We start from the raw sequence: 23,173 nt of genomic DNA, 5'->3' as shown, positions 1-23,173 counted from the left end.
AGCCGAATGCCGACCCCCTCAGCACTACCCCGCCCCCGATGGCGCCGGGTGGGCCGCTCGCACCCCACCCCCCGACGCGGCCGGTCCACCCGGCGCCGCCCGGCGGGGATGCCGCGTGCCGTCCTGACGAGATCCTGACGCGCTCTGGCCACCTTTCGGGCGTAGCCTGCTCTTCGGCCCATCCGGGTTGCCGGGTTCGGAGGGAGGCATGTCGATGGCTACTGACGCCGACAAGACCGGGCAGGTTCGCCCCAGAACGCGGTCGTGGAGCGACCCCGTCCGGGCGATGACCCGCATCCTCGGTCCGGCCGAGCCGAAACCGGCGCCCCCACCCGGTTTCAAGGGCCGCGACACGATCGTCGACTGCGCGCTCTACGTCGACGGCGTCCGCCAGCCCGGCGAGTGGTCGCCGGAGGACGCGCTGCACGCCGCGCGCGAGGAGACCGGCAACGCGTTCGTCTGGATCGGGCTGCACGAGCCGAGCCTGACCACGATGGCCGGCATCGCCGAGACGTTCGACCTGCACGAGCTGGCCGTCGAGGACGCGGTCGCCGCCGAGCAGCGCCCCAAGCTGGAGCAGTTCGGCGAGATCAACTCCCTGGTCATGCGCACCGCGCGGTACATACGGCACGCCGAGCTGACCGAGACCACCGAGGTCGTCGAGACCGGCCAGGTCATGGTCTTCATCGGTCCGGAGTTCGTGATCACCGTGCGGCACGGCGACGCCTGCAAGCTGGCGCCGGTGCGCGCCGGGCTCGAACAGCGCAAGGAGCTGCTGGCGCAGGGGCCATGGTCGGTGGCGTACGCGATCGCCGACCACGTCGTCGACCTCTACATCGACGTCAGCGACCAGGTGGAGACCGACCTCGACGACCTGGAGAACCAGGTCTTCGCCCGCCAGGTGCACGGCCGGATCCAGCGGATCTACCAGATGAAGCGGGAGCTGGTCGAGTTCAAGCGGGCCGTGGTCCCGCTGCTGCGGCCGATCATGCAGCTCACCGAGTCGACCAACCGGCACGTGCCCAAGGAGATCCGGCGCTTCTTCCGCGACGTGCAGGACCACCTGATCCGGGTCGCCGAGCAGGTCAACGGCTACGACGACCTGCTGAACTCGATCCTGCAGGCGCGCCTGGCGCAGGTCTCGGTCGAGCAGAACAACGACATGCGCAAGATCGCGTCCTGGGCCGCCATCTTCGCGGTCGAGACGTTCATCGCCGGCATCTACGGCATGAACTTCCCGGACATGCCCGAGTTCCGCTGGCAGTACGGCTACCCGGGCGTGCTGACGCTGATGCTGATCGCCGCGATCGTGCTCTACCGCTGGTTCCGCCGCTCGGGCTGGCTCTGAGCCCCTCTGGCGCGCGAAAGGCCCCCGGTTCCCCGGGGGCCTTTTCGTCGCTTCGTCAGCTGCGGCCGTTGGGCGAGTTCAGGTGCTCGCTGCTGGCCGTCGGGTCGGAGCTCTGCGGCGGCTGCTCGGTCGACGAGAACCGCTCGCCGGCCCGGCTCCGCGCGGATGACGCGGCGCTCTTGGCGGTCGCCGCGGCGTTCTTGACCGAGGACCGGGCCGCGTCGGCCGCGTCACCGATCCGGCCGTGGCTGTGTCCCCGGCCACCACCCGACGCACCCTGGCGGGCGGCGTCCAGCGACTTGCTCGGGTCGTACTCGTCCCACTGCTGCTGCCGGCGCCGGCGCATGACCGCCGCGGCGCCGAACGCGGCACCGGCGACCAGGATCGCGGCGACGATCGGCCAGCGGCGGTTGGTCGCCGCGGCCTCGATGGCCTTGTCGGCGCGCCTGCCCTTGCCGTTGCCCTTGCCCTTGCCGTTGATCTTCGGCCGGCGCACGGACTTGGCGGCGTCGCGGGTCCGGCTGCCGGCGGCCGTTGCCAGTGGCCGGACCGACTCCCAGCCGCCGCGGGTGGACTCCCACCCGCTCCCGGCCATGTCGCGGACCCGGGTGGCCGACGGGATCACGAAGTCGCGGGCGGACTCGACCCGCGGCCGGACCGCCGTGCTGACCCCGCCCGCCGCGTGGCCTGCTGCCGCCTTCAAGTGCTCGAGGCTGTCGCCGAGCTCCGTGCGCACCATCTGCGCATGAGTTCTCCGCCGGATACCAAACACCAGACCCCCACCTTCCTGGGCGTAGTTCCTCCTGCATCCTCCACCTTTGGACGTGTCCGCATTGCCGGAACGGGCACATGGGAGGATCGAACTGAAACTCACCGACGACGGAGGAGTACCCGTGGCTGAGACCCTTTACGCCACCCTGCATACGAACCGCGGCCCGATCCGCCTGGAGCTGTTCCCGAACCACGCGCCGAAGACGGTGCAGAACTTCGTGGAGCTGGCCGAGGGCACCCGCGACTACGTGGACCCGCGCACCGGGCAGAAGGGCAACGGGCCCTACTACGACGGCACCATCTCGCACCGGGTGATCTCGGGCTTCATGATCCAGATGGGCGACCCGACCGGCACCGGCCGTGGCGGCCCGGGCTACGAGTTCGCCGACGAGTTCCACCCGGAGCTGCGTTTCGACCGCCCGTACCTGCTGGCCATGGCCAACGCCGGCCCGGGCACCAACGGCTCGCAGTTCTTCATCACGGTCGGCCCGACGCCGCACCTCAACAACCGCCACACGATCTTCGGCCAGGTCGCGGACCAGGATTCCGCCAAGGTCGTCGACGCGATCGCGAACACGCCCACCAACCACGGCGACCGGCCGCTGGAGGACGTCGTGATCGAGCGCGTCGAGATCCAGCGCGTCAACGGCTGATCGACGACGCCAGGTACCTTTCTTGGCATGAGTGAATCGCCCCCGACGGCAGCGCCGGTCTGCTATCGGCACCCGTCGCGGGAGACCTGGGTGCGCTGCACGCGTTGCGAGCGCCCGATATGCCCGGACTGTATGCGTGACGCCTCGGTCGGGCACCAGTGCCCGGAGTGTGTGTCCGAGGGACGCCGGACCCAGCGGCCGGCGCGCACTGCCTTCGGTGGCAGTGCCGCCGGTCGCCACGGCTACGCGACCATCACGCTGATCTCGCTCAACCTGCTCGTCGCTCTGATCGGGCTCGCCTTCTACGGCGTCGACACCCTGATCCCGCGTGGCGGCCTGTTCACCGGCACGACGCAGCTACAGGCCTTCGGTGGCGTGATCGGCCCGTCGTTCCAGTTCCCCACCGAACACGGCTGGGTCGCCTACACCGGTGTCTACGACGGCGGCTACTACCGCCTGCTCACAGCGATGTTCCTGCACTACGGGATCATCCATCTGCTGTTCAACATGTGGGCGCTGTGGGCGATCGGCCGTTCGCTCGAGGTGGCCCTGGGCCCGATCCGCTACCTCGCGCTCTACCTCCTGGCCGGGCTCGGCGGCAGTGTCGCGGCGCTGTGGGCGGATCCCAACTCGCTCACCGCGGGTGCCTCGGGCGCCCTGTGGGGCCTGTTCGTGGCGTTCTTCGTCATCCTGCGCCGGCTGCGGCAGAACACGTCCGCGATCGTCGGCCTGCTGGCGATCAACCTGTTCATCACGTTCACGCTGCCGGGCATCTCGTGGGCGGGCCACCTGGGTGGCGGGGTCGCGGGTGCCGTGGTGGCGCTCATCCTGGCCTATGCACCACGCGCGAACCGCAACGTGATCCAGGTGGTCGGTTGCGTGCTCTTCGCGGTGGCGCTCGTCGGACTGACACTGTCCGCCGGCTAGCTCCGCACGGCCGCTATCGCCGCCGCCACTTCCGCCGGCGGCGCGCCGAGGTCGTTCTTCGTCAGCACGTGCACGGCGTCGCCGGTGTCGATCTCCAGGGCCTCGCTGCGCACGCCCGCGTGCGCCCGGCGGGCGACGGAGACCTGTTCCACCGCCGACCAGGGGATGTGCCGACGCCGGGCGAACCCGGTGAGCACGGTGACACCGGTCGGGTCGGCGGCCAGCCGCACGGGTGCCAGCAGGTCACGAAAGCCCCACACGACCAGCGCCGCACCGGCCACGCCCGCGACGGCCAGGGCGGCGGTGTCGGTGGCGAACAGCGCGGCGAGCACCAGCAGCACGACGGCGCCGGCCAGCTTCAGCGTGGGTAGGGCGGTGGGGACCCGCCACTGGGAGGTCACCGGACAAGCATCCCAGCCGGACGCGCCCCTGACACGACGTAGGATTCGGTCAAGGCTCACGTTACCGGGGAGTAATCATGCGGGACGCGGTCATTGTCGGTGCGGTCAGAACTCCGGTCGGGCGGCGCAACGGCGGCCTGACTGGCGTACACCCGGTTGATCTTTCGGCACATGCCCTGCGGGCGCTGGCCGAGCGGCTGGCACTCGACCCGGCCGGCGTCGACGACGTGGTCTGGGGCTGCGTGTCACAGGTCGGCGACCAGTCCTGGAACGTCGCCCGCGGCGCGGTGCTCGCCGCCGGCTGGCCCGAGTCGGTGCCCGGCACCACGCTCGACCGGCAGTGCGGCTCCAGCCAGCAGGCCATCCACTTCGCCGCCGCGGCGGTCATCGCCGGGCAGAGCGACCTCGTCGTGGCCGGCGGCGTCGAGTCGATGAGCCGGGTGCCGATGGGTTCGAGCATCGGGTCCGGCAACGCGTTCGGCGACCAGGTGCGGGCCCGCTACCGCGACCACGAGGGCTTCGCGGCCGACGATCCGGTGCCGTTCAGCCAGGGCGTCGGCGCCGAGATGATGGCCACGCGCTGGGGCTTCGACCGGGGCCGCCTCGACGAGTACGCGCTGGCCAGTCACCAGAGGGCGGCCGCCGCGCAGGACGCCGGGCTGTTCGACGCCGAGATCGCGCCCGTGGCGACCGCCGACGGCGGCAAGGTCGCGTCCGACGAGGGCGTCCGGCGCGACACGTCGCTGGCGGCACTGGGCGAGCTGAAGACGCCGTTCAAGGCCGACGGTGTCGTGACCGCGGGCTCCGCGTCGCAGATCTCCGACGGCGCCGCGGCGGTGGCGGTGACCACGAGCGAGTGGGCTGCCGCGCACGGCCTGCGCCCGCTGGCCCGGATCCACACCGCGGTGGTCGCGGCCGACGACCCGGTGGTCATGCTGACCGCGCCGATCCCGGCCACCGCGAAGGCCCTGCGCCGCGCGGGCCTGGGCATCGAGGAGATCGGCGTGTACGAGGTCAACGAGGCGTTCGCCCCGGTCCCACTGGCCTGGCTCGCCGAGACCGAGGCCGACCCGGCGCGGCTGAACCCGCGCGGCGGCGCGATCGCGCTGGGTCACCCGCTCGGTGGTTCCGGCGCCCGGATCATGACGACGATGCTGTATCACATGCGGGACAATGGGATCCGCTACGGCCTGCAGACCATGTGCGAGGGCGGCGGCATGGCCAACGCAACGATTGTCGAATTGCTCTGATATTCCACTTTGGGGTAATGATCCTAATGGAGGGTTGAAGAAGTCGGCACAAGGAAAGCCGCGACCCGCCAGCGAGACACGTCGTTGTGAACGACATGGACGTCTTCTCCCGTACGTTCCTGCCCGCCGCCGCTGAAGCCGGTGTGGCCATCCCGACCGTCAGCCGGCACATGCCGGTGTTCCGGCGGTGCGTCGCCGCTGACGACCCCGCCGCGCTGGTCGCCCGTTGCACCCGCGCCGACCGGCCCACGCAGGGCGAGTACCTGCTGCTGTTGACTTACCGTCGCCTGGTGGTGACCCACGAGTCTCGGATGCTCCACCGCCTCCGGCTGCATCTGAACACGGAACTGGGCCACCTGGGCAACGTGACGTGGAACCCCGACCCGCGGCTGTCCGCGGTCGAGTTGGCGGCCACGGCCGTCGACGGGGTGCGGGAGCGATTCTGGATCCGGGCCGGCCACCCCAAGCAGGTGTGGCACCTGGACGCGCTGCTCAGCCACGTCTTCCGCCCGCGCGCAGCCCGCGCGGGAGCCGGGACGGCGGCCGGGGATCGTGCCTCGGCCGCCACCCGGGACGCCCTCCGGCGGGACACCGCGGCCTGGGAGACGCTCGGCCGGTCGCGCAGCGGCCTCGCCGTGGCGTTCTGACACTCCTCTTACACCGGCCCACGCGTCCGTCGGCCATGATGGGCGCGTGGCTGACGGCCTGGTGCTCGTCGTCGAGGACGAGCGGGCGATCGCGGACCTCGTCCGGCTCTACCTGAGCCGCGACGGGTTCGGCGTGCACGTCGAGCACGACGGCGAGGCTGGCCTGGCCGCGGCCCGCCGGCTCCGCCCGGTCGCCAGCGTCCTGGACATCGCCCTGCCCGGCATGTCGGGCACCGAGATCTGCCGCCGGCTGCGCGAGGCCGGCGATTGGACCCCGGTCATCTTCCTGACCGCCCGCGACGACGAGGTCGACCGGATCGTCGGCCTGGAGCTGGGCGCGGACGACTACCTCACCAAGCCGTTCTCGCCGCGCGAGCTGGTGGCCCGGCTGCGCGCCGTGCTCCGCCGGGCGTCGGGCGGCGTCGCGGCGGCCGCCGAGCGCCCGCGCAGCGTCGGCCCGCTGACCCTGGACCCGGGCCGGCGCAGCGTGACGGTGCTCGACGAGCCGGTGCAGCTGACCTCGACGGAGTTCGACCTGCTGGCCCACCTGGTCGGGCGGCCGGGTCGGGTGTTCACCCGCGAGGAGCTGCTGGCGGCGGTCTGGGGGTACGCGTCGCATTCGGGCACGCGCACCGTCGACGTGCACATCGCCCAGGTGCGCGGAAAGCTGGGTTCGGCGGGCGGGTTGATCCGCACCCACCGCGGCGTCGGGTACGCGATCGATGCCTAGGACGCTGACCCTCCGCGCGGCCCTGGTCGGCTGCGCCGTCGCCGCGGTCGCCGTGCTGGTGACCGCACTCGTGGCCATCCCGCTGGCGTCCCGCGCGGTCGAGGCGCGCACGCGGGACTCGCTGGCCGCGGAGGCCACGGTGGTGGCGACCGCGCTGCGGGCCACGCCGCGCCCGGCCGGCGACAAGAAGCTGCTCGACGTGCTGCGGGAGCGCGACATCTCGCTGTTCGTGCTGCGCCGCGGCGTGGCGGACCAGCCGGGCCTACCGCCCGCGGTGGTGGCGCGCGCGGCCGCCGGCGAGTCCTTCTCGGGCCGCGGCGTCGTCTCCGGTGTGCCGTCCCTTGTGGAGGCGCGCGCCCTCAACAACAACGGCAACGCGGTGGTGCTGACCCACCCGCGGGCCACGGGCATCTGGCGCGACGTCGGCCAGAACCTGTGGCTGGCGCTGCTCGCGGGCCTCGCGGCGGGCGTGCTGGCCGGCGTCCTGCTGGGCAGCCGCCTGGCCCGCCCGATCCGGGTCGCGGCCGCCGCCGCACTGCGCCTGCGCCGCGGTGAACGCGACGTCCGGGTGCCGGTCGAGCCGCCGGAGGAGGTCGAGTCGCTGGCCCACGCGCTCAACGGCCTGGCCGAGGCGCTGTCCACAAGCGAGGGCCGCCAACGCGACTTCCTGCTCTCGGTCTCGCACGAGCTGCGCACGCCGCTGACCACGATCCGCGGCTACGCGGAGGCGCTGTCCGACGGGGTGGTCACCGGCGACGGCGCCACCCGCGCGGGCCGGACGGTCCTCGCGGAGGCGGAACGCCTGGACCGCCTCGTCACGGACCTGCTGGCGCTGGCCCGCCTGGACGCGGTCGACTTCCCGCTGACCCCGCTACCGGTGGACCTGACGGCGATGGTCGCGGAAACGGCCAACACGTGGCGGCCCCGTTGCGCGGCGGCCGGGGTGTCCCTGGTGGTCGAGACGCCACCGTTCCCGGTGCCGGCGTTCACGGACCCGGGCCGCACCCGCCAGATCCTCGACGGCCTGCTGGAGAACGCCCTGCGGGTCGTCCCGGCGGGCGCACCGATCGTGTTGTCCACCTCGTCGAACCCCGCCGGGGCGCTCCTGGAGGTCCGCGACGGCGGTCCGGGCTTCACGGACGACGACCTGCGGGTGGTCTTCGAACGCGGCGCGCTGCGGCAACGCTACGAGGGCGTCCGCCAGGGCGGCAGCGGCCTGGGCCTGGCCCTGGTGCACGGCCTGGTCCGCCGCCTGGGCGGCCGGATCGAAGCAGGCCACGCCCCGGAAGGCGGCGCCCGCTTCACCATCGTCCTGCCGGCACAGCCTTACGAAGCTCTTACCTTCGCTTGATCGCCGCCACGCGCTCGGCGCGCATCGTGGTCCCTGGAGAGCGGACGAGGAGAGGGAGACCATGAAGCGTTGGCTTGCGGGAGTCGGGTTGGCCGCGGTCGTCGGGCTCGGCCTGACGGGCTGCGGTGTCATGGGCGGCGGGGTGCCGGCCGCCGGCGACGACGCGGGTGTCGAGGTGTCGGCCGGGATGGGGGTCGAGGGGCAGGCGTTGGCCGCCCTGGGGTTCGATCCCAACGAGATCACGCCGGCCGAGTTGGCGCAGATGAATGAGGCCAAGGCGAGTCCGTCGGCGGCGCCCAAGGAGAAGGACCGGGATCGCGGACAGCGGCGCAAGGCCCGCGTGCTGTTGCGGAAGAACACCCTGCACGGCGAGGCGGTCGTCAAGACCAAGGACGGCGGTACGCAGACCGTGCTCGTGCAGCGCGGCCAGGTGACCGCGGTCGACGGGGACTCGCTCACCGTCAAGAGCACCGACGGGTTCACGCTCACCTGGGAGTTCGCCGACGATCTGCGGGTCGTCGAGCGGCGCAACACCATCCAGCCCGACCAGCTCGAGGCCGGCGACCAGGTCGGCGTGGCCGGCACCAAGGACGGTGACGGCGGCGCCGCCCGGCTCGTGGTGATTCCCCGCGCGAAGTGAGCCGGGCGGGGTCCCGCGGGGCCCCGCCCGACCAGCTCAGTACACCCGGCTGCCGATGAAGTCGGCGTGGCCGTAGCCGACCGGGTTCGGGAAGTTGCGGGACTCGAACGACCACTGCTGCCGCGCGCTCGACCCGCAGGTGGCCAGCCGCAGGCGCGGCGTGCCCAGCAACGGGTTGTCGAACGCCAGGCACAGCGCCGGATTGCCGGCCGCCTTCAGCTGCGAGCCGGCGAAGAGCCACTTCTGGTTGGTGCCGCCCGTGCAGTTGTAGATGTTGACCGCTGTGTTGGCGGTCAAGGAGCCGCCGGACACGTCCAGGCAGCGGTCGTGCGACAGCTCGCTGTGCAGCGACTGCCGCGCCGGGTCGTACCAGAAGCCCTGGTTGCGGCCGCCGTGGCAGGCGTACGACTGCTGCACAGTGTTGTTGCGTGAGTCGTAGCCCTTGCCGTCGACGCACGTGCCGGTGCCCGCGTTGCGCAGCTGCTTGAACTCCAGGAGCCCGCTGATCAGCGTGCCGTGGCCGGTGCTGGCCTGGTCGACGCAGCTCGCCTGCGGCAGCCCCGAGGCATAGAACGCCGTCATGCACTCGGCGAACATGCCGTGACCGCGCGCGTTCGGGTGGAACGACTGGCGGGCGGCGTTCTCGTTCCAGATCCCGACCTCGATGAACAGCCCACGCACGCTGGTGTTGTCGGTGCACACCTCGTGGCCGTGGAACAGCCGGCTGGCGTCGAGATAGCGGGTCCCGGTGTTCGCCGCGGCCTGGCGCAGCCCGCGCTCGAACAGCGGCACCGCCTTGTTGCGGGCGAACGCCTGGTCGGCGAGGTAGAGCAGGCAGCCGCCCGAGTACCAGCCGGGGAAGTCCGGATTGTCCTCCACGTCCGGGCTGCCCGGGCTCGGATAGGACTGCAGAACGAGCTCGTAGTCGGCGGCCAGGTAGCCCGCCGCCGTCATCGTGGCGCGGATGCCGCGCAGCGCGTCCTCGACCGCCGCGCGCGAACCCTCGACCCGGGTCGTCCAGGCATCGGTGTACGTCGGGTAGCAGGCGCCCTGGAAGAACACCCGGCTGATCGCGCAGTCGGTGGCCACCGGGCCGAACTGGATCGTGCCGTCACCGTTGGCGCCGACCACCACCCAGATCAGCTTGATCCGCGTGTTCCGCGCCTTGATGGCCAGCTGGTCGCCCTGGTTGAGCTCGTTCCACTGTGTCGGCCCGCCGGCGATCAGGTTCCACGGCGTCGCGCCCGAGCAGGCGACGTTGTACTGCGTGTCGGACGCGATGCCCGTGCGGAACACCGCCTGGTCGAAGGAGCGGTCGCACCAGTTGCCGTCCTGGTGCGTACCGGGGACGTAGTTGCCGACGCCCTCGCCCGAGATCTCGCTGTCACCCATGGTGACCAGCGCGGTCTTGCGGCTTTCGAGGGGTCGGATGCCGGGTGCGCCGTAGAGCGCGGTCGCCTCGGCGGCGCGGATCGCCTCGAGGTTGGCCGGCAACGGCTGGGTCGGGGGTCGGTCGGCCGCGCCGGCGGGAGAACCGCTCGCGACCAGGGACGGGAGGACGAGGCCCGCGACGAGCGCCGCGGCGGCGAGGGTACGCCGCACCGGCGCCCGGAGCGCGTTGCCTGTCCTCCCAACGAGGGAGGGAAGCATCGACGCACTCCTTCCAGTCGATCGGCGGATGTCGATCGAGTTACTGGAGGGTAACCTGGTGGGAGCCCATATGTGAATAGTCTTCAATTGATTGGGTCAGCGACGCCCCCGGTGGCGAAACACGATCTTCACCGGCAACCGGTACGCTGGGGCGGATTTGTCACCTGCGTCCTGGAGATCCCCCGTGAAGCTCTCGATCCTCATGCCGGTCTACAACGAGGAAGAACGCATCGCGGAAGCACTCAAGCAGGCGCTGGCGGTCGAATATCCGTGCGAGATCGAGATGGTCGTCGTCAACGACGGCAGCCGCGATGGCACGCAGTCGATACTCGACGCTGCCGACGACAGCCGGCTGCGGGTCATCACCCATCCGCGCAACGCCGGCAAGGGTGCGGCCATCAAGACGGCGGTCGACAACGCCGAGGGCGACTACATGGTCATCCTCGACGCCGACCTCGAGTACGACCCGATGGACATCCCGCGGCTGCTCGCCCCGGTGCTCGACGGGCGCGCCAAGGTGGTCTACGGCAACCGCACGTTCGGCAGCCACAGCGCTTACAGCTTCTGGTACGTGATGGGCAACAAGGCCGTCACCACCGCCGCCAACGTGCTGTTCAACTCCTACATCGGCGATCTGGAGACCTGCTTCAAGCTGCTGCCGGTCTCGCTCTACCGGTCGCTCGACGTCAAGTCCCGTGGCTTCGGCATGGAGGCCGAGGTGACCGGCAAGCTGCTGCGCCGGAAGATCCGTCCGTACGAGGTGCCGATCAGCTACCGCGCGCGCGGCCGCGAAGAGGGCAAGAAGATCACGTGGAAAGACGGCGTCGAGGCCCTGTGGATCCTGGGCCGCGAGCGCGCCCGCAAGCGCTGAGCACCGACGCGCTCACCATCGGTGAGCTTTCCGCCCGGTCCGGGGTCGCGCCGTCCGCGCTGCGCTACTACGAGCGGCTGGGCCTGATCCGCGCCGGCCGCACCAGCGGCAACCAGCGCCGCTACGACCGGTCCGAGTTGCGCCGGGTCGCCTTCATCCGGATCGCGCAGCAGGTCGGCGTCGCGCTCGACGAGATCGCCGCCGCGCTGGCGGAGCTGCCCGACAACCGCACACCGACCCGGGCCGACTGGGGCAAGCTGTCGGCGCTGTGGCGCACCCGGCTCGACGAGCGGATCGCGCTGCTCGAGGAGCTGCGCGACGACCTGTCGGACTGCATCGGCTGCGGGTGCCTGTCGATGCAGCGTTGCCAGCTCTACAACGCCGGCGACCGGCTCTCCGACGACGGTCCCGGGCCGACGCTGATGTTCCGCCGGGCCGCGCGGCGCGTCACGAAGGATTGAGCAGCAGCACCTTGCCGATGTGCTCGTTCGTCTCGACCAGCCGGTGTGCCTCGGCGGCCTGGGCCATCGGGAGCCGGCGGTCGATCACGGGGCGGATGTGGCCCGCCTCGATCAGCGGCCAGACGGTCGCGCGTACGCCGGCGATGATCTCGGTCTTCTCCGCCGCCGGACGGGCCCGCAGCGTGGTCGCGGAGACGCTGGCCCGCTTGGCCATCAGCTTGCCGAAGTCGATCTCGGTGCGCCGGCCGCCCTGCGTGCCGATGACGGCGATCCGGCCGTTGTCGGCCAGCGCGGCGACGTTGCGGTCCAGATAGGACGCACCCATGATGTCGAGGATGACGTCGGCGCCGCCGAGGCTCTGTGTCACGGTCACGAAGTCCTCAGTGGAGTAGTCGATGACGTGGTCGGCGCCGAGGGCGAGCAGCGCCTCGTGCTTCACCTTCCGTGCCGTGGTGATGACCCGCGCGCCGAGCGCCTTGCCCAGCTGGATCGCGAACGTGCCGATGCCGCTGGATCCACCGTGGACCAACAGCGTCTCGCCGGACTTCAGGCGGGCTTCCCGGACCACATTGGACCAGACCGTGCAGGCCACCTCGGGCAACGCGGCGGCCTCGGCCAGCGCGACGCCGGCCGGCACCGGCAGCAGATGCGTCTCGTCCACCGCGACCCGCTCGGCGTAGCCGCCGCCGGGCAGCAGCGCGCACACCGGCTCGCCGTCGCGCAGGCCCGCGCACTCCAGCCCGGGATAGGGCGACGCACCGGCCGGCGGTGCGTAGTTGCCCTGCCGTTGCAGCAGGTCAGCGCGGTTGACCGCGGAGGCGACCACCTCGACCATGACCTCGCCCGGCCGCGGGACGGGATCCGGCACCTCCGCCCAGGTGAGCACCTCGGGTCCGCCCGGCATGGGGATCGTGATCGCGCGCATGCCCTTTCTTACCCTGTGCCCGGGCCCATGGCAGACTTGACCCCGCGTCCAGGAGGGTTCGCCTAGTGGCCGATGGCGCTGGTCTTGAAAACCGGTAAGGGAGCAATCTCTTCGTGGGTTCGAATCCCACACCCTCCGCACTCAGCGTGGCCGACGGGCCACCGCGAAGACCGATTGCCCGAACGGCGGCCGCACCCGCTGCTCCACCGCCTTGGTCGCGGGCAGCACGAGCTTGTCGTAGAACTTGACCATCGCGCCTTCCTTGGGCGTGAGCTTGAAGACGCTGGTCGCCATGTAGTAGCCGATCAGGCCGAGCGCGTTGGTGTAGTTGATCCGTTCGACCCGCAGGTCGGCCCGGTTCATCACGCGGGACAGTGAGCGGATGGTGTAGCGCCGCACGTGGCCGGTCGCGATGTCGACCGGGCTCATCGCGAACGGGAACGCCGGCACGATGATGATCACCGCTCCGCCGGGGCGGACGAGCCGGCCCATGCTCTGCAGGGCCTGCCGGTCGTCCTCGATGTGTTCGAGCACGTTGTACGAGACGGCGGCCGTGTACGCGCCCTCCTCCTGGCTGGGCAGCACGAACTGGCGCACCTCGATGTCCGGCTGGCCGGCGAGCCGCTCCTTGAGCGCGATCAGCCGGTCGGCCTCGGCCTCGGTGGCGGTGAAGCGGGCGGTGTGCGGCGCCCATTCGAGCGCGTAGTCGCCGAGACCGCTGCCGATCTCGATCGGGTTGCTGCCCAGGTACGGCAGTGCCAACTCGGCGAACCAGTGCCGGTGGTTGACCGCGGTGGCCAAGCCTTCGAGCACCTCGGACTGGACCCGTTGATCCCCGGTGATCTCGGCCATCTGTCGCCTCCCCCGGTAGGGACAGTTACCTCGATGGAACGTGAGAGCCCTTCCCTTTTGGTTACGGTATGAAAACCTAGGTCGGATGTGCCAGGGATCCGGTGATTTGCCGGTCTTCTGTGGATCCCCTTGACAGGCCCTTGGAGGAGCCGATGCGGGAGACCGACACGTCGGATCTGCCTCGGGTGACGCCGGGGTCCGATGTGACCAGTGGGGCTGCTGCTGTTCCGCGTCGTGGCCTGTTTCTCGATCTGGCCGCCGTGGCGAGCTTTTTCGTGCTGGCCGCGTGGGTGACCTGGCGGATCTGGCTGCACCCGTCCTGGGGCCTCGCCGCGAACCGGGCCGACCAGGCGTTCTTCGAGTGGATGTTGGGCCACGGCGCGCTGGTCGCCACCGGTCAGGCCGCGCCGTTCTTCTCGGACCAGATGAACGTGCCGCTGGGCATCAACCTGATGGCGAACACGTCCGTGCTGGGCATCTCCATCCCGCTGGCCCCGGTCACGCTGCTGTTCGGGCCGCACGTGGCGTTCAACGTGTTCCTGACCGGCTCGCTGGTGCTCACGGCGACCAGCTGGTACTTCGTGCTCTCCCGCTATCTGCTGCACCGCCGGCTGGCGGCCTGGGTCGGTGCGGGGTTCTGCGCGTTCGCGCCCGGCATGATCTCCCAGGCCAACGGACACCCGAACCTGGTCGCCCAGTTCCTCGTGCCGGTGCTGATCTGGCGGACCCTGGAGCTGCGCCGGCCCCGCTGGGTGCGCAACGGCTTCCTGCTCGCGCTGGTGGTGATCTGGCAGGCGTTCATCAACCTGGAGATCCTGTTCATGACCGCCGTCGGTCTGGTGATCTTCCTGGTGGTGACGGCGGCGGTGCGCCGGCGGTCGGTCGTCGCCGCGTGGCGGCCCTTCGTGCTCGGCGGGCTGGTCGCGGTCGGGATCTCCCTCGCGGTGCTCTGGTATCCGATCGCGCTCCTGCTCTGGGGCCCGCAGTCCTACAGCGGGCTGCCTGACGAGGTCAAGGGCTATGGCGCCGACCTCGCGGCATACGTGGCCCTCTCCCGCGAGTCGCTGCTCGGCAGCATGTCGACGGCCCGCGGGCTGGCGCAGAACGCGGCGGAGGAGAACTCGTTCTTCGGGTGGCCGTTGATCGCCCTGGTCGTGGTGATCGTGGTCCTGCTGGTGCGGCGCAGCGTCGCGGTCCTCGGCCTGCTCGTGGTCGGCGTCGTGTTCGCCTACCTGTCACTCGGTCCCGTGGTGCGCCTGCACGGCTCGCCGACGGGCATTCCGTCGCTGTGGGCGTCCTTGCACGACGTGCCGGTGCTCAGCTCGGCCGTGCCGACGCGGTGGGCGCTGGCTGTCACGCCGGTCGTCGGGTTGCTGCTGGCGCTGGGGGTGGCCGCGGCGTCGGCCTTCACGTCGGTTGCCTTCCGCTCGCTCGCGGCGGCGGCTCTGGTGGTCGCGCTCGTGCCGATCGCGCCGACCGCGCTGCCGGCGACGAAGCTGTCCGACACGCCGACGTTCGTGTCGTCGGGGACGTGGCAGCGGTACGCGTCCGGCGGTCGGAGCATCGTGTTCGTCCCCATGCCGAACTCGGGGATCAACGACCCGATCCGCTGGTCGGCGGCGACGCTGACCCGCATGCCGCTGGCCGGGGGCTACTTCCTGGCGCCGGTCGGTCCGGAGCGGATCGCCAGCTTCACGTCGGAATACCGGCCGACGAACTACTTCCTGCGGTACGTGAGCCGGTCGGGCCGCATTCCGTCGGTCTCCGCGGAGACCCGGGCCAACGCGCTGTCCGATTTGTCCTACTGGAACGCCGGGGCGGTCGTGATCCCCAAGCGGCGGGACTCCCAACGGTGGATCAAGACCTTGACGCAGTTGTACGGCGTACCGCCGCAAAAGGTCGGCGACGTGTGGCTGTGGGACGCGGCCGCGCTGCGGAAGTGACGTGGAACTGCGGGAGATGCGCGCGTTCGTGGCGGTCGTCGAGGAGGGCGGCCTGTCCGCGGCGGCCCGCCGGCTGCACGTCAGCCAGCCCGCGCTGTCGCAGACGGTGACCGCCCTCGAACGGGAGCTCGGCGTCGACCTGCTCACTCGGAGCAGCACGGGGGTCCGCCCGACGGAGGCGGGCCGGACGTTGCTGGCCGAAGCGCGCGCCGTGCTGGCCCGCTACGAGCGGGCGATGTCCGCGCTGTCCCGGCACACCGAGCCCGGCGGCGGCCTGCTCCGGCTCGGCATCCCGCTGGAACTGCCCGGTGACCTGCTCGCCGGTGCGCTGGCCGACGTCGGGTCACGGTTTCCGGCGACCAGGGTGCGGGCGCGGCACCTGTCCACCGCGGCGCAGTTTCAGGCCCTCGCGGCGGGGGAGCTCGATGTCGGCCTGGTCCGGGAGCACCCGGCCGGCGGTCGCTTGGATGCGAGCCTGGTCGTCGCGGAGCCGCTCGGCGTGCTGGTCACCGACGCGGCCGCGGCGCGGCTGGCCGGCCGTGGCGGTGCCCGGCTCGAGGACCTGGTCGGACTGCACTGGGTCGGCTTCCCGCGCTCGGCCAGCCCGGCCTGGTACGACGAGGTGACCGCGATCCTGCGCAGCCACGGCCTGGATCTCGGGCCGGTCGCGCCCGAGGGGCAGGAGCTGATCCCTGAGGTCAAGTTCACGGCGGTGCTGTCCGGGCGCGCCTTCGCGCTGGCGCCACCGCACTGGTCCGCCCCGCTGCCGCCGGGGGTGACCTGGCTGCCGCTGGCCGGCCGGCCGGTGGTCCGGCGCACCTGGGCCGCCTGGCCGGCCAGCTCGCGCCGCCGCGACCTGGGCGGTCTGGTCGCGGCGCTGGAAGCCGCTTATGGCGGCCATAACGAGGGCGAAGAGCCGGGCGGGAAAGCCTGAACGGGCTCCGGCATTACACCCATCGACCGGTCGGGATGTCCCCGGCCGGATCGGAAGGTGAAGCAATGAAAGACCTGACGGGCAAGACGGCGTTGGTGACCGGCGGCACGAGCGGGATCGGCCGGGCGGCGGCGGGTGCGCTGGCTGACCTGGGCGCGTACGTCCTGGTCTCCGGCCGTGACCCGGAGCGCGGCGCGGCCGTGGTGGAGGAGATCCGAACCCGTGGCGGCAAGGCGGACTTCCTCGTCGCGGACCTCCGTGACGCGGCATCCGCCCGGTCGCTCGCGGCCCGCGCCGGCGCCGTCGACGTGTTGGTCAACAACGCGGGAATCTATCCGGACCTGGCCACCGACGCGACCACCGAGGCGGACTTCGACGCGGTGTACGCACTCAACGTCAAGGCGCCCTATTTCCTGGTCGCCGAGCTCGCACCGGGGATGGCCGCCCGGGGCGACGGCGCCATCGTCAACGTGTCCACCATGGTGGCCGAGTTCGGGATGCCGGGCATGGGGCTCTACGGCTCCAGCAAGGCGGCGCTGGTGCTGCTCACCAAGGCGTGGGCTGCCGAGTACGGGCCGCGCGGCGTGCGGGTGAACGTGGTCAGCCCGGGTCCGGTGCGCACGTCGGGCACCGTACCCATGGGATCTGATCTCGATGTGCTGGCGTCGGGCGCGCCGGCGGGCCGCATCGGGCTGGCTTCGGAGGTGGCCGAGGCGATCGCGTTCCTGGCGACCGACCGGTCCAGCTTCGTGCACGGCGCGCTGCTGCCGGTCGACGGCGGCCGGATCGCCGTCTAGGTCCCTCGCGTGTTGACCGCCGGCCGCTGCATCGCCTGCACCAGTGCGGCCGGCGGCGGCGGGTCGGGGAGCGGGCTCGGGTTGTCGGTGCGGAGCGCGTCGAGCGCCAGCGCCAGGAACCTGGGCGCGCTCTCCGGCACGTCCCGCCCGACGGTCCGGATGATGGCGCCGTTGGCGATCAACAGCAGGACGACGTCTTCGGGCGTGAAGTCGGCGCGCAGGGTGCCCTGCTCCTTGGCGGCGCGGATGAGCCGGTTCTGGGTGGCGTGGATGCGGTTGCGGAGCAGCTCCAGGTTTGGATCTGACGGCAGGGTGAGGGTCAGCACGTCGGTGACGGTCGCGTCGTCGGCCTGCATCTCTCCGAGCCGCACCAGGTAGGTCCGGAACGCGGTCCACGGGTCGTCGATCTTCCGGGCGTCCTCGGCGGCGTCGAGGTAGCGCTGGGCCTGGTCGCGGAAGACCGCCTCGACGAGCTCGGTGCGGTCAGGGAAGCGGCGGTAGAGGGTCCCGACCCCGACCCCGGCCTCCTTGGCGATCTCTTCGACCGGCGCGTGCATCCCCTGCGCGGCGAACACCCGACCGGCAGCCTGGATGATCTTTTCGCGGTTGCGCTCGGCGTCCTTCCGCATGGGTGTCATCGTAGCGAAACGGAACTCGAAGTTCCCGTTCCTGGATGACCATGGTCACGATCGCGGGTCGGTAAGGACCGGCCGTGGCACTGTTGCGCGCATGGGAACGGCGATCGTGGTCGGTGGCACCGGCGGACTTGGCCTGGCCGTAGCGGCTCATCTGACCGCGCGTGGTGACGAGGTCGTGGTCACGAGCCGCGACAAGGCCCGCGCCGAGTCGGCGGCCGCGTCGCTCGGCGCCGGCGTCCGGGGCCTCGCGGTGGACCTGGCCGAGCCGTCGACCATCGCGGCTGCGCTGGCCGAGGTCACCGAGGTCGACCACCTGGTCGTCACGGCCACGAGTCAGGTGCCGAACACCCTCGACGCGTTCGACGTGGACGCGGCGGTCACCGCCCACACGATCAAGCTGGTCGGCTATGCCGAGGTGGTACGCGTGCTGCGCCCCCACTTCCGCCCGGGCGCCGCGGTGGTCCTGTTCGGCGGGGTGGCCGCGGACCGCCCGTACCCGGGCTCGACGGCGGTCACGACCCACAACGCGGGCCTCGGCGGCCTGGCGCGGTCGCTGGCGGTGCAGATCGCTCCGCACCGCGTGAACGTGCTCCACCCGGGCATCGTGGGCGACAGTCCGAAGTGGCGCGACATGCCGGACCACCCGCACGTGGCCCGCACGCCACTCGGCCGCCTGGTGACGGTTTCGGAGATCGTCGACGCCACGGACTTCCTCCTCCGCAACGGCGGCGTGAACGCCCAGGAGCTCTACATCGAAGGCGGCGTGCTGGCCGGCTGAGCCAGCTGGCGCACCAGGGATTGCAGCCGCTGCCGGAAGCCTTCGCGGAGCTGCTTGTCCGTCCCGGCCGGCACCCCCGCCGGGAGGTCTGCCCAGAACTCCTGGGTCAGTCGGCATGCGTTCGGCCCGAGCGGCTCGACGGTGAGCGCGCCCCAGGTGGGACACAAGCCGACGAGGCTACGGGTCACCGCGCGCCGACCGTGGTCGAACTCGAGCACCTCGTGCAGGACACCGATTCGGCCGGCCGGGGTCCGCTCGACGAACGCCTGTATCTCGCCGATCCCTTGGCGACCTGGCAGAACGGCTGCTGTTTCGACTGCCTCGAAGAGCGTGAGTGAAGACGCCGGGTCCCACATGAAGGAGAAGACGTCGTCGGCACTCCGCGGCAGTTCGACGGTGGCCGACTCTTTGACGTGAACGGCCGTGGTCGTCACTCTGATCATGCGTAAGCGTGTGCGCACGCCGCATTGTGTCAGTTATCGGCGTGGATCTGGGTACTGAGCCGGCATGCTCATCGCGAACGTCGACTGTCAGGTCTGCTCGAACGGCCTGATGCTCTACACCATGGGCGAGATCTCGGGCCTCTTCCTGGAGTGTGCGGAGTGCCTGACCGGCTACCGGGACCCTGCCGACCTCGCCCACGGCCGGTTCCGTGTCGAGGACCTGCGCGAGCCGACGCGTCCGGCCACTGTGGAGGAAGCCAGGCGCTACCTGCACCGGCCGTCGGGATCCGGGCGATGAGTCGGGACGCGCGCGCCGAACACTTTGCCGACGACGTCGTTGCCCGGTTCGCGTTCCTGGTGGCGGAGTTCGGCTTCATCGGCCCGGACCTCGCGGAGGACGAGTTGGTGGGTTATGCGGCTGGGCCGTGGTCGATCTGGGTCGGGCTCGACCTCCGCAACAAGACCGTCGAAACCGTCATCAAACGCTTCGAGGTGTACGCCCCGCTGGGCGCCCTGACGGCCGTAGGCCTGCCGATCAGTGCGCAGACCCGGGTCGGGATGGCAGCGTCGCTGGCCCGACAGGCGGCGGCGCTCCGCGACCTGGTGCCGGTGCTGTTGTCGCCGACCGGGCCGACGTTGATGGATCAGGCGGCACATTGACCACCGTCAACGTTCTTGTGTGTCCCCCACGGGGAACTCTTCCACGCCCAGCACGCGCAGCAGGTCGAGCCGTTCGCGGGCCTCGGTGTCCGCCGGCGTGAGGACCAGCAGTTGCTGGCCCAGGTCGGGGGTGACCAGGGTTTCGCAGTCCATCGTCAGGCGGCCGACACGTGGGTGGACGAAGGTCTTGCGGTCGGCGCGCCGTACCGCGACCTCGTGTTCGGTCCAGAGCTCGCGGAAATCGGCGCTTTCGGCGTGCAGGCGGTCGACGAGCTTGGCGACGGCCGGGTCGCCGGACCGGCGGCCCACGGCCGCACGAAGATCGGCCACGATCTCGCGGGCGTGTCGCTGCTCCTCCTCGGGCGTCGCGGCGGCGCGGGCGGCGGGGTCGGTGAACCAGCGATATGCCAGGTACCGGCGGTCGCCGGTGAAGCCGGTGAGGTCGCCCATCAGCAGGACGGCCGCCCGGTTCTGGGCGAGGATCTCGCCCAGGTCGGAGAGCACCAGGGCGGGGGTGTCGCCGAGCAGGTCGAGCATGCGGATCAGGCCGGCGCGGGCCATGCGGGCCACCCCGTCGGCCGGTGGTGGCTGGTGGCCGGCCAGGCGGAACAGGTGGTCGCGCTCGTCGTCGGACAGGCGCAACGCCCGGGCCAACGCACCGAGCAGCTGGGTCGAGGGCTGACTGCTGCGACCTTGCTCGAGGCGTACGACATAGTCGACCGACATGCCGGCGATCATGGCCACCTCTTCCCGGCGCAGGCCGGCGGTGCGGCGGCGGGGACCGTCCGCGATGCCGACCTCGGCCGGGCGGATCGCCTCGCGACGTCGGCGCAGGAAGTCGGCCAGCTGGTCACGCTGCATGACCCCATGCTCCCTCGCGAGCGGCGGGACGATCCAGGGAGCGGCTCTCCCACGATGAACGCTCTCTTCCCGCCCGTCCGCGGCGGGCGCAGCGTAGGTGGCATGCAGACACGAACCTTGGGGAGCACCGGACCGGCCGTTTCCGCGCTGGGTCTGGGAGCGATGAGCATGTCCGGCGCGTACGGCGCCGCCGACCGCACCGAGGCCATCGCCACGGTGCACGCCGCGCTGGACGCGGGGATCACACTGATCGACACCGCCGACTTCTATGCCATGGGCCACAACGAGCTGCTGCTCGCGGAGGCACTGCGCGGTCGTGACCGGGACAGCTATCGGCTGAGCGTCAAGTTCGGGCAGCAGCGCGGGCCGGGCAACGAGTTCGGCGGGCAGGACAGCCGGCCGGAGGCGGTGCGCAACTTCCTGGCGTACTCGCTGAACCGGCTGGGCACCGACTACATCGACGTGTACCGGCCCGCGCGGCTGGACCCTGCGGTGCCGATCGAGGAAACGGTGGGCGCGATCAAGGAGATGATCGACGCTGGGTACGTGCGGCACGTCGGCCTCTCAGAAGTCGACGCGGCGACTGTTCGGCGGGCGCATGCCGTACACCCGATCGCTGATCTGCAGATCGAGTATTCGCTGCTGTCCCGGGCGGTCGAGGCTGATGTTCTGCCTACGCTGCGCGAGCTGGGGATCGGTCTGACCGCGTACGGGGTGCTGGGGCGCGGGCTCATCTCGGGCCACTGGAGCGCCGACCGCGTCGCCGGGCCGGGCGACCACCGCGGCCTGAGCCCGCGGTTCGCGAGCGGGAACGTGGAACACAACCTGGCCCTGGTCGAGGCGCTGCGCCGGGTCGCCTCGGCTCGGGGGTGCACCGTCGCACAGCTCGCGATCGCGTGGGTAGCGGCGCAGGGCGACGACATCGTGCCGCTGGTCGGTGCCCGCAGCCGCGAGCGGCTGGCCGAGGCGCTGCCCGCGGCGGAGCTCAAGCTGACGGCAGACGACCTGGCCGAGATCGAAAAGGCGGTGCCGGCCGGCGCGGCCCACGGCGACCGCTACCCGTCGGCCTGGATGTCAACGCTCGGCGTCGGCAACTGAGGCGGCCGTCATTTGCCGAACGGCGAGGGCGGTGAGCCAAAGCCACCCGATGCCGACGGTGATGCGTTGCAGGAGGCCCGCGGTGTCGAGGTTCTGGGCGAAGCCCGCGCTGGTGAGCACGAACAGGACGACGAACGCGATGCCACTCAGTCCTGAGTAGATGGCCCAGCCGGTGGCGTGCCGTTTCGCGAAGGCGTAGGCGAGGACGAGCATCGCCGCGCCGAACGCGGCGAAGCCGGGCAGGGAGAAAACCATGTCGTGCAGGACGCCGTGCCAGCTCGCGGGATCCGGGGTTGGCGGGGTGCCGGCTGGATAGCCGCTGATCGGATCGGTGCGGAAGACGCCGGCACCCAACAGCCCGATGCCCCAGACGGCGATCAGCAGGGGCCCTGCTGCCGCTCCTGGTCCGGGCCTCAAGCTGCGGCGCAGCCCCACCGCGAAGACGATGCTGAGCACGCCGGCGACGAGGAAGTTGGCCGTCTGAACCCAGCCGGCGTCGCCCAGCGACAGCGAACTGACGGGATGACGCATGGGGTCGTAGCCGTCCCGGGTCGCTCCGGCTATCAGGAACGTGACGACGAACAGCGGGCCGGCGAGCAGGCCGGCGATCAGTAGTCGGTTGGGTCTGCGTGGGGGCGGGGCAGGGGTCGCGGCGGCGACCAAAGTCTGGATGCCGGTCATCCGTCAACTTTAGTTGACAAGCATCCGGTCGTCAACCAAGGTTGACACGCCCTGGGCCGCGTGCTGGACCCGTATCGCCAAGCTCCAAAGTGAACAAAAAAGGCGCTCGACCGCTTTCGCTGGTCGAACGCCTTCCGATCTTGCGCGCCCGAAGGGACTCGAACCCCTAACCTTCTGATCCGTAGTTCGCTGGCGGCGTCGCTTCGCTGAGTCCGTCGCCGGCCCATGCGCGTCCGGCGTTTTCCGCAGGCAACTAGCAAGTCCACGCGCCGTGGCGCCGCTGTCAGGGCACATTATGTAGTGAATCCGGAGCCGTCCGGCGGAGGTGCGGGACGTTCGATCACCCGTGGAGCGATCCTCTCTCCGCTACAGCAACAACAACGGATCCTAAACTTAAATATCGGATGCATCAACGCCGTAGGCCGTCAACAAAGAAGGCACGGGGAATCTTGGTGTCACCGACCGCGTCGGCGTCGCGCCTTTCTCGCGTTTCGTCGGCTAAACCTGGTTCCGCGCGAACAGCTCGTACTTCCGCTGACCGAAAAGCTCTGCCGCCGCTTCGCTGCCACAGTGGCCGACCACTCGATACGACCTGTGATGCGCGATCTCGTGGAAAATGGTAACTACTGCGGTCTCAATATCTTTCAGTGCCAGACTCGACACCAGGATGAGCGGGCGGCCGCGCCGACCAACAAGCGGACGACCGTACCCGTCGTGGGGGCTGGCGCCGTAGGCAGGACTCCCATTGGTGCCGTGCAATGCAGTGACGCACTCGATGTCGTACGCTCGCACGCTCATGCCACAGCGCCCCAGCAATCCCACCACCTTCTGGACGTTGAGCGTCGGGGACGCGTCACCCCGCG

At 70.9% G+C, this 23,173-nt stretch carries 26 protein-coding genes and 1 tRNA gene; 18 read left to right on the top strand and 9 right to left on the bottom strand.

What is annotated here, in order from left to right; genetic code table 11:
* The first annotated feature begins 214 nt into the window (after positions 1 to 214).
* A complete protein-coding gene (corA, locus tag AB0H87_RS01740; protein ID WP_360137902.1) occupies positions 215 to 1,348 on the top strand; it encodes a magnesium/cobalt transporter CorA in 1,134 nt (377 codons plus the stop codon).
* A gap of 55 nt (positions 1,349 to 1,403) precedes the next feature.
* Here corA and AB0H87_RS01735 read toward each other — a convergent pair whose 3' ends face one another.
* Complete coding sequence (locus AB0H87_RS01735) at positions 1,404 to 2,051, bottom strand: hypothetical protein (RefSeq protein ID WP_360137899.1); 648 nt, start codon at positions 2,049 to 2,051, stop codon at positions 1,404 to 1,406.
* 190 nt (positions 2,052 to 2,241) lie between these two features.
* Between AB0H87_RS01735 and AB0H87_RS01730 the strand changes: the two genes are divergently transcribed.
* Entirely contained in the window at positions 2,242 to 2,772 is a 531-nt protein-coding gene (locus AB0H87_RS01730) for a peptidylprolyl isomerase (RefSeq protein WP_360137896.1), read from the top strand.
* 27 nt (positions 2,773 to 2,799) lie between these two features.
* Positions 2,800 to 3,699: a rhomboid family intramembrane serine protease gene (locus AB0H87_RS01725; RefSeq protein WP_360137893.1), complete on the top strand. Its 900-nt coding sequence runs from the start codon at positions 2,800 to 2,802 to the stop codon at positions 3,697 to 3,699.
* Here the strand turns inward: AB0H87_RS01725 and AB0H87_RS01720 are convergent.
* Complete coding sequence (locus tag AB0H87_RS01720) at positions 3,696 to 4,100, bottom strand: PH domain-containing protein (RefSeq protein ID WP_360137890.1); 405 nt, start codon at positions 4,098 to 4,100, stop codon at positions 3,696 to 3,698. The genes AB0H87_RS01725 and AB0H87_RS01720 overlap by 4 nt on opposite strands.
* Positions 4,101 to 4,177: 77 nt before the next feature.
* On the opposite strand from AB0H87_RS01720, the gene AB0H87_RS01715 reads away from it, so the two are divergent.
* From AB0H87_RS01715 to AB0H87_RS01695, 5 genes are all read left to right on the top strand, one after another.
* On the top strand, positions 4,178 to 5,350 hold the full coding sequence (locus tag AB0H87_RS01715; RefSeq protein ID WP_360137887.1) for a thiolase family protein: 1,173 nt from the start codon (positions 4,178 to 4,180) through the stop codon (positions 5,348 to 5,350).
* Between the two features lie 95 nt (positions 5,351 to 5,445).
* On the top strand, positions 5,446 to 5,997 hold the full coding sequence (locus AB0H87_RS01710) for a hypothetical protein (RefSeq protein ID WP_360137950.1): 552 nt from the start codon (positions 5,446 to 5,448) through the stop codon (positions 5,995 to 5,997).
* A gap of 46 nt (positions 5,998 to 6,043) precedes the next feature.
* Positions 6,044 to 6,727 (top strand): response regulator transcription factor, encoded by a 684-nt coding sequence (locus AB0H87_RS01705; protein ID WP_360137884.1) that lies wholly within the window; start codon positions 6,044 to 6,046, stop codon positions 6,725 to 6,727.
* Positions 6,720 to 8,078, top strand: a complete 1,359-nt coding sequence (locus tag AB0H87_RS01700; RefSeq protein ID WP_360137881.1) for a HAMP domain-containing sensor histidine kinase — start codon at positions 6,720 to 6,722, stop codon at positions 8,076 to 8,078. Before AB0H87_RS01705 ends, AB0H87_RS01700 begins: the two co-directional genes overlap by 8 nt.
* Positions 8,079 to 8,139: 61 nt before the next feature.
* The gene (locus AB0H87_RS01695) at positions 8,140 to 8,718 is read left to right on the top strand and encodes a hypothetical protein (RefSeq protein ID WP_360137878.1); all 579 of its coding nucleotides are present in this window, start codon (positions 8,140 to 8,142) and stop codon (positions 8,716 to 8,718) included.
* Between the two features lie 36 nt (positions 8,719 to 8,754).
* Here the strand turns inward: AB0H87_RS01695 and AB0H87_RS01690 are convergent, their stop codons facing one another.
* Entirely contained in the window at positions 8,755 to 10,368 is a 1,614-nt protein-coding gene (locus tag AB0H87_RS01690) for a ricin-type beta-trefoil lectin domain protein (protein ID WP_360137875.1), read from the bottom strand.
* A gap of 184 nt (positions 10,369 to 10,552) precedes the next feature.
* Here AB0H87_RS01690 and AB0H87_RS01685 point away from each other — a divergent pair, with 184 nt between their 5' ends.
* Together AB0H87_RS01685 and soxR are read left to right on the top strand one after the other, a co-directional pair.
* Positions 10,553 to 11,239, top strand: coding sequence for a glycosyltransferase family 2 protein (locus AB0H87_RS01685; RefSeq protein ID WP_360137872.1), 687 nt, complete (start codon positions 10,553 to 10,555; stop codon positions 11,237 to 11,239).
* The gene (soxR, locus tag AB0H87_RS01680; RefSeq protein WP_360137869.1) at positions 11,203 to 11,700 is read left to right on the top strand and encodes a redox-sensitive transcriptional activator SoxR; all 498 of its coding nucleotides are present in this window, start codon (positions 11,203 to 11,205) and stop codon (positions 11,698 to 11,700) included. The genes AB0H87_RS01685 and soxR overlap by 37 nt, the downstream gene beginning before the upstream one ends.
* On the opposite strand, the gene AB0H87_RS01675 is transcribed toward soxR, so the two are convergent.
* Positions 11,687 to 12,625, bottom strand: a complete 939-nt coding sequence (locus AB0H87_RS01675) for an NAD(P)H-quinone oxidoreductase (protein ID WP_360137866.1) — start codon at positions 12,623 to 12,625, stop codon at positions 11,687 to 11,689. The genes soxR and AB0H87_RS01675 overlap by 14 nt on opposite strands.
* Before the next feature lie 51 nt (positions 12,626 to 12,676).
* Between AB0H87_RS01675 and AB0H87_RS01670 the strand changes: the two genes are divergently transcribed.
* Positions 12,677 to 12,763: transfer RNA gene (locus tag AB0H87_RS01670), tRNA-Ser, on the top strand.
* A 3-nt stretch (positions 12,764 to 12,766) separates the two neighbouring features.
* On the opposite strand, the gene AB0H87_RS01665 is transcribed toward AB0H87_RS01670, so the two are convergent.
* Positions 12,767 to 13,477 (bottom strand): class I SAM-dependent methyltransferase, encoded by a 711-nt coding sequence (locus tag AB0H87_RS01665; RefSeq protein ID WP_360137863.1) that lies wholly within the window; start codon positions 13,475 to 13,477, stop codon positions 12,767 to 12,769.
* Positions 13,478 to 13,737: 260 nt separating this feature from the next.
* Here AB0H87_RS01665 and AB0H87_RS01660 point away from each other — a divergent pair, with 260 nt between their 5' ends.
* The 3 genes from AB0H87_RS01660 (at position 13,738) to AB0H87_RS01650 (ending at position 17,151) form a co-directional block, all read left to right on the top strand.
* Positions 13,738 to 15,420 (top strand): hypothetical protein, encoded by a 1,683-nt coding sequence (locus AB0H87_RS01660; protein WP_360137860.1) that lies wholly within the window; start codon positions 13,738 to 13,740, stop codon positions 15,418 to 15,420.
* A 1-nt stretch (position 15,421) separates the two neighbouring features.
* Positions 15,422 to 16,354 (top strand): LysR family transcriptional regulator, encoded by a 933-nt coding sequence (locus AB0H87_RS01655; protein ID WP_360137857.1) that lies wholly within the window; start codon positions 15,422 to 15,424, stop codon positions 16,352 to 16,354.
* Between the two features lie 65 nt (positions 16,355 to 16,419).
* A complete protein-coding gene (locus AB0H87_RS01650; protein ID WP_360137854.1) occupies positions 16,420 to 17,151 on the top strand; it encodes an SDR family NAD(P)-dependent oxidoreductase in 732 nt (243 codons plus the stop codon).
* On the opposite strand, the gene AB0H87_RS01645 is transcribed toward AB0H87_RS01650, so the two are convergent.
* Positions 17,148 to 17,780: a helix-turn-helix domain-containing protein gene (locus AB0H87_RS01645; RefSeq protein ID WP_360137851.1), complete on the bottom strand. Its 633-nt coding sequence runs from the start codon at positions 17,778 to 17,780 to the stop codon at positions 17,148 to 17,150. The two genes, AB0H87_RS01650 and AB0H87_RS01645, sit on opposite strands and share 4 nt — an antisense overlap.
* A gap of 100 nt (positions 17,781 to 17,880) precedes the next feature.
* On the opposite strand from AB0H87_RS01645, the gene AB0H87_RS01640 reads away from it, so the two are divergent.
* Positions 17,881 to 18,567, top strand: a complete 687-nt coding sequence (locus tag AB0H87_RS01640; RefSeq protein WP_360137848.1) for an SDR family oxidoreductase — start codon at positions 17,881 to 17,883, stop codon at positions 18,565 to 18,567.
* Here the strand turns inward: AB0H87_RS01640 and AB0H87_RS01635 are convergent.
* Entirely contained in the window at positions 18,537 to 19,001 is a 465-nt protein-coding gene (locus AB0H87_RS01635; protein ID WP_360137845.1) for an SRPBCC family protein, read from the bottom strand. The two genes, AB0H87_RS01640 and AB0H87_RS01635, sit on opposite strands and share 31 nt — an antisense overlap.
* A gap of 73 nt (positions 19,002 to 19,074) precedes the next feature.
* Between AB0H87_RS01635 and AB0H87_RS01630 the strand changes: the two genes are divergently transcribed.
* Together AB0H87_RS01630 and AB0H87_RS01625 are read left to right on the top strand one after the other, a co-directional pair.
* Positions 19,075 to 19,308, top strand: a complete 234-nt coding sequence (locus AB0H87_RS01630) for a hypothetical protein (RefSeq protein WP_360137842.1) — start codon at positions 19,075 to 19,077, stop codon at positions 19,306 to 19,308.
* Positions 19,305 to 19,670 carry a hypothetical protein gene (locus tag AB0H87_RS01625; RefSeq protein WP_360137839.1) on the top strand — a complete coding sequence of 122 codons (366 nt, stop codon included), beginning with the start codon at positions 19,305 to 19,307 and terminating at the stop codon, positions 19,668 to 19,670. The genes AB0H87_RS01630 and AB0H87_RS01625 overlap by 4 nt, the downstream gene beginning before the upstream one ends.
* Positions 19,671 to 19,676: 6 nt before the next feature.
* Here the strand turns inward: AB0H87_RS01625 and AB0H87_RS01620 are convergent, their stop codons facing one another.
* Positions 19,677 to 20,531 (bottom strand): helix-turn-helix transcriptional regulator, encoded by an 855-nt coding sequence (locus tag AB0H87_RS01620; RefSeq protein WP_360137836.1) that lies wholly within the window; start codon positions 20,529 to 20,531, stop codon positions 19,677 to 19,679.
* Positions 20,532 to 20,633: 102 nt separating this feature from the next.
* Between AB0H87_RS01620 and AB0H87_RS01615 the strand changes: the two genes are divergently transcribed.
* Complete coding sequence (locus tag AB0H87_RS01615; protein WP_360137833.1) at positions 20,634 to 21,629, top strand: aldo/keto reductase; 996 nt, start codon at positions 20,634 to 20,636, stop codon at positions 21,627 to 21,629.
* On the opposite strand, the gene AB0H87_RS01610 is transcribed toward AB0H87_RS01615, so the two are convergent.
* Positions 21,606 to 22,310 (bottom strand): DUF998 domain-containing protein, encoded by a 705-nt coding sequence (locus tag AB0H87_RS01610; protein ID WP_360137830.1) that lies wholly within the window; start codon positions 22,308 to 22,310, stop codon positions 21,606 to 21,608. The genes AB0H87_RS01615 and AB0H87_RS01610 overlap by 24 nt on opposite strands.
* Positions 22,311 to 23,173 lie beyond the last annotated feature (863 nt).

Origin of the sequence: Asanoa sp. NPDC050611 (assembly GCF_040654855.1) — a bacterium.
Classification (GTDB): domain Bacteria; phylum Actinomycetota; class Actinomycetes; order Mycobacteriales; family Micromonosporaceae; genus Asanoa.
This window is presented reverse-complemented; position numbering and strand designations above follow the sequence as displayed.

Excerpts from the sequence above, each read along its gene's own strand:
- AB0H87_RS01700 (WP_360137881.1), top strand. The coding sequence starts at position 6,720 with ATGCCTAGGACGCTGACCCTCCGCGCGGCCCTGGTCGGCTGCGCCGTC.
- AB0H87_RS01625 (WP_360137839.1), top strand. The coding sequence starts at position 19,305 with ATGAGTCGGGACGCGCGCGCCGAACACTTTGCCGACGACGTCGTTGCC.
- AB0H87_RS01710 (WP_360137950.1), top strand. The coding sequence starts at position 5,446 with ATGGACGTCTTCTCCCGTACGTTCCTGCCCGCCGCCGCTGAAGCCGGT.
- AB0H87_RS01690 (WP_360137875.1), bottom strand. The coding sequence starts at position 10,368 with ATGCTTCCCTCCCTCGTTGGGAGGACAGGCAACGCGCTCCGGGCGCCG.
- AB0H87_RS01615 (WP_360137833.1), top strand. The coding sequence starts at position 20,634 with ATGCAGACACGAACCTTGGGGAGCACCGGACCGGCCGTTTCCGCGCTG.
- AB0H87_RS01665 (WP_360137863.1), bottom strand. The coding sequence starts at position 13,477 with ATGGCCGAGATCACCGGGGATCAACGGGTCCAGTCCGAGGTGCTCGAA.
- corA (WP_360137902.1), top strand. The coding sequence starts at position 215 with ATGGCTACTGACGCCGACAAGACCGGGCAGGTTCGCCCCAGAACGCGG.
- AB0H87_RS01620 (WP_360137836.1), bottom strand. The coding sequence starts at position 20,531 with ATGCAGCGTGACCAGCTGGCCGACTTCCTGCGCCGACGTCGCGAGGCG.
- AB0H87_RS01640 (WP_360137848.1), top strand. The coding sequence starts at position 17,881 with ATGGGAACGGCGATCGTGGTCGGTGGCACCGGCGGACTTGGCCTGGCC.
- AB0H87_RS01630 (WP_360137842.1), top strand. The coding sequence starts at position 19,075 with ATGCTCATCGCGAACGTCGACTGTCAGGTCTGCTCGAACGGCCTGATG.
- AB0H87_RS01650 (WP_360137854.1), top strand. The coding sequence starts at position 16,420 with ATGAAAGACCTGACGGGCAAGACGGCGTTGGTGACCGGCGGCACGAGC.
- AB0H87_RS01725 (WP_360137893.1), top strand. The coding sequence starts at position 2,800 with ATGAGTGAATCGCCCCCGACGGCAGCGCCGGTCTGCTATCGGCACCCG.
- AB0H87_RS01610 (WP_360137830.1), bottom strand. The coding sequence starts at position 22,310 with ATGACCGGCATCCAGACTTTGGTCGCCGCCGCGACCCCTGCCCCGCCC.
- AB0H87_RS01695 (WP_360137878.1), top strand. The coding sequence starts at position 8,140 with ATGAAGCGTTGGCTTGCGGGAGTCGGGTTGGCCGCGGTCGTCGGGCTC.
- AB0H87_RS01675 (WP_360137866.1), bottom strand. The coding sequence starts at position 12,625 with ATGCGCGCGATCACGATCCCCATGCCGGGCGGACCCGAGGTGCTCACC.
- AB0H87_RS01715 (WP_360137887.1), top strand. The coding sequence starts at position 4,178 with ATGCGGGACGCGGTCATTGTCGGTGCGGTCAGAACTCCGGTCGGGCGG.
- AB0H87_RS01645 (WP_360137851.1), bottom strand. The coding sequence starts at position 17,780 with ATGCGGAAGGACGCCGAGCGCAACCGCGAAAAGATCATCCAGGCTGCC.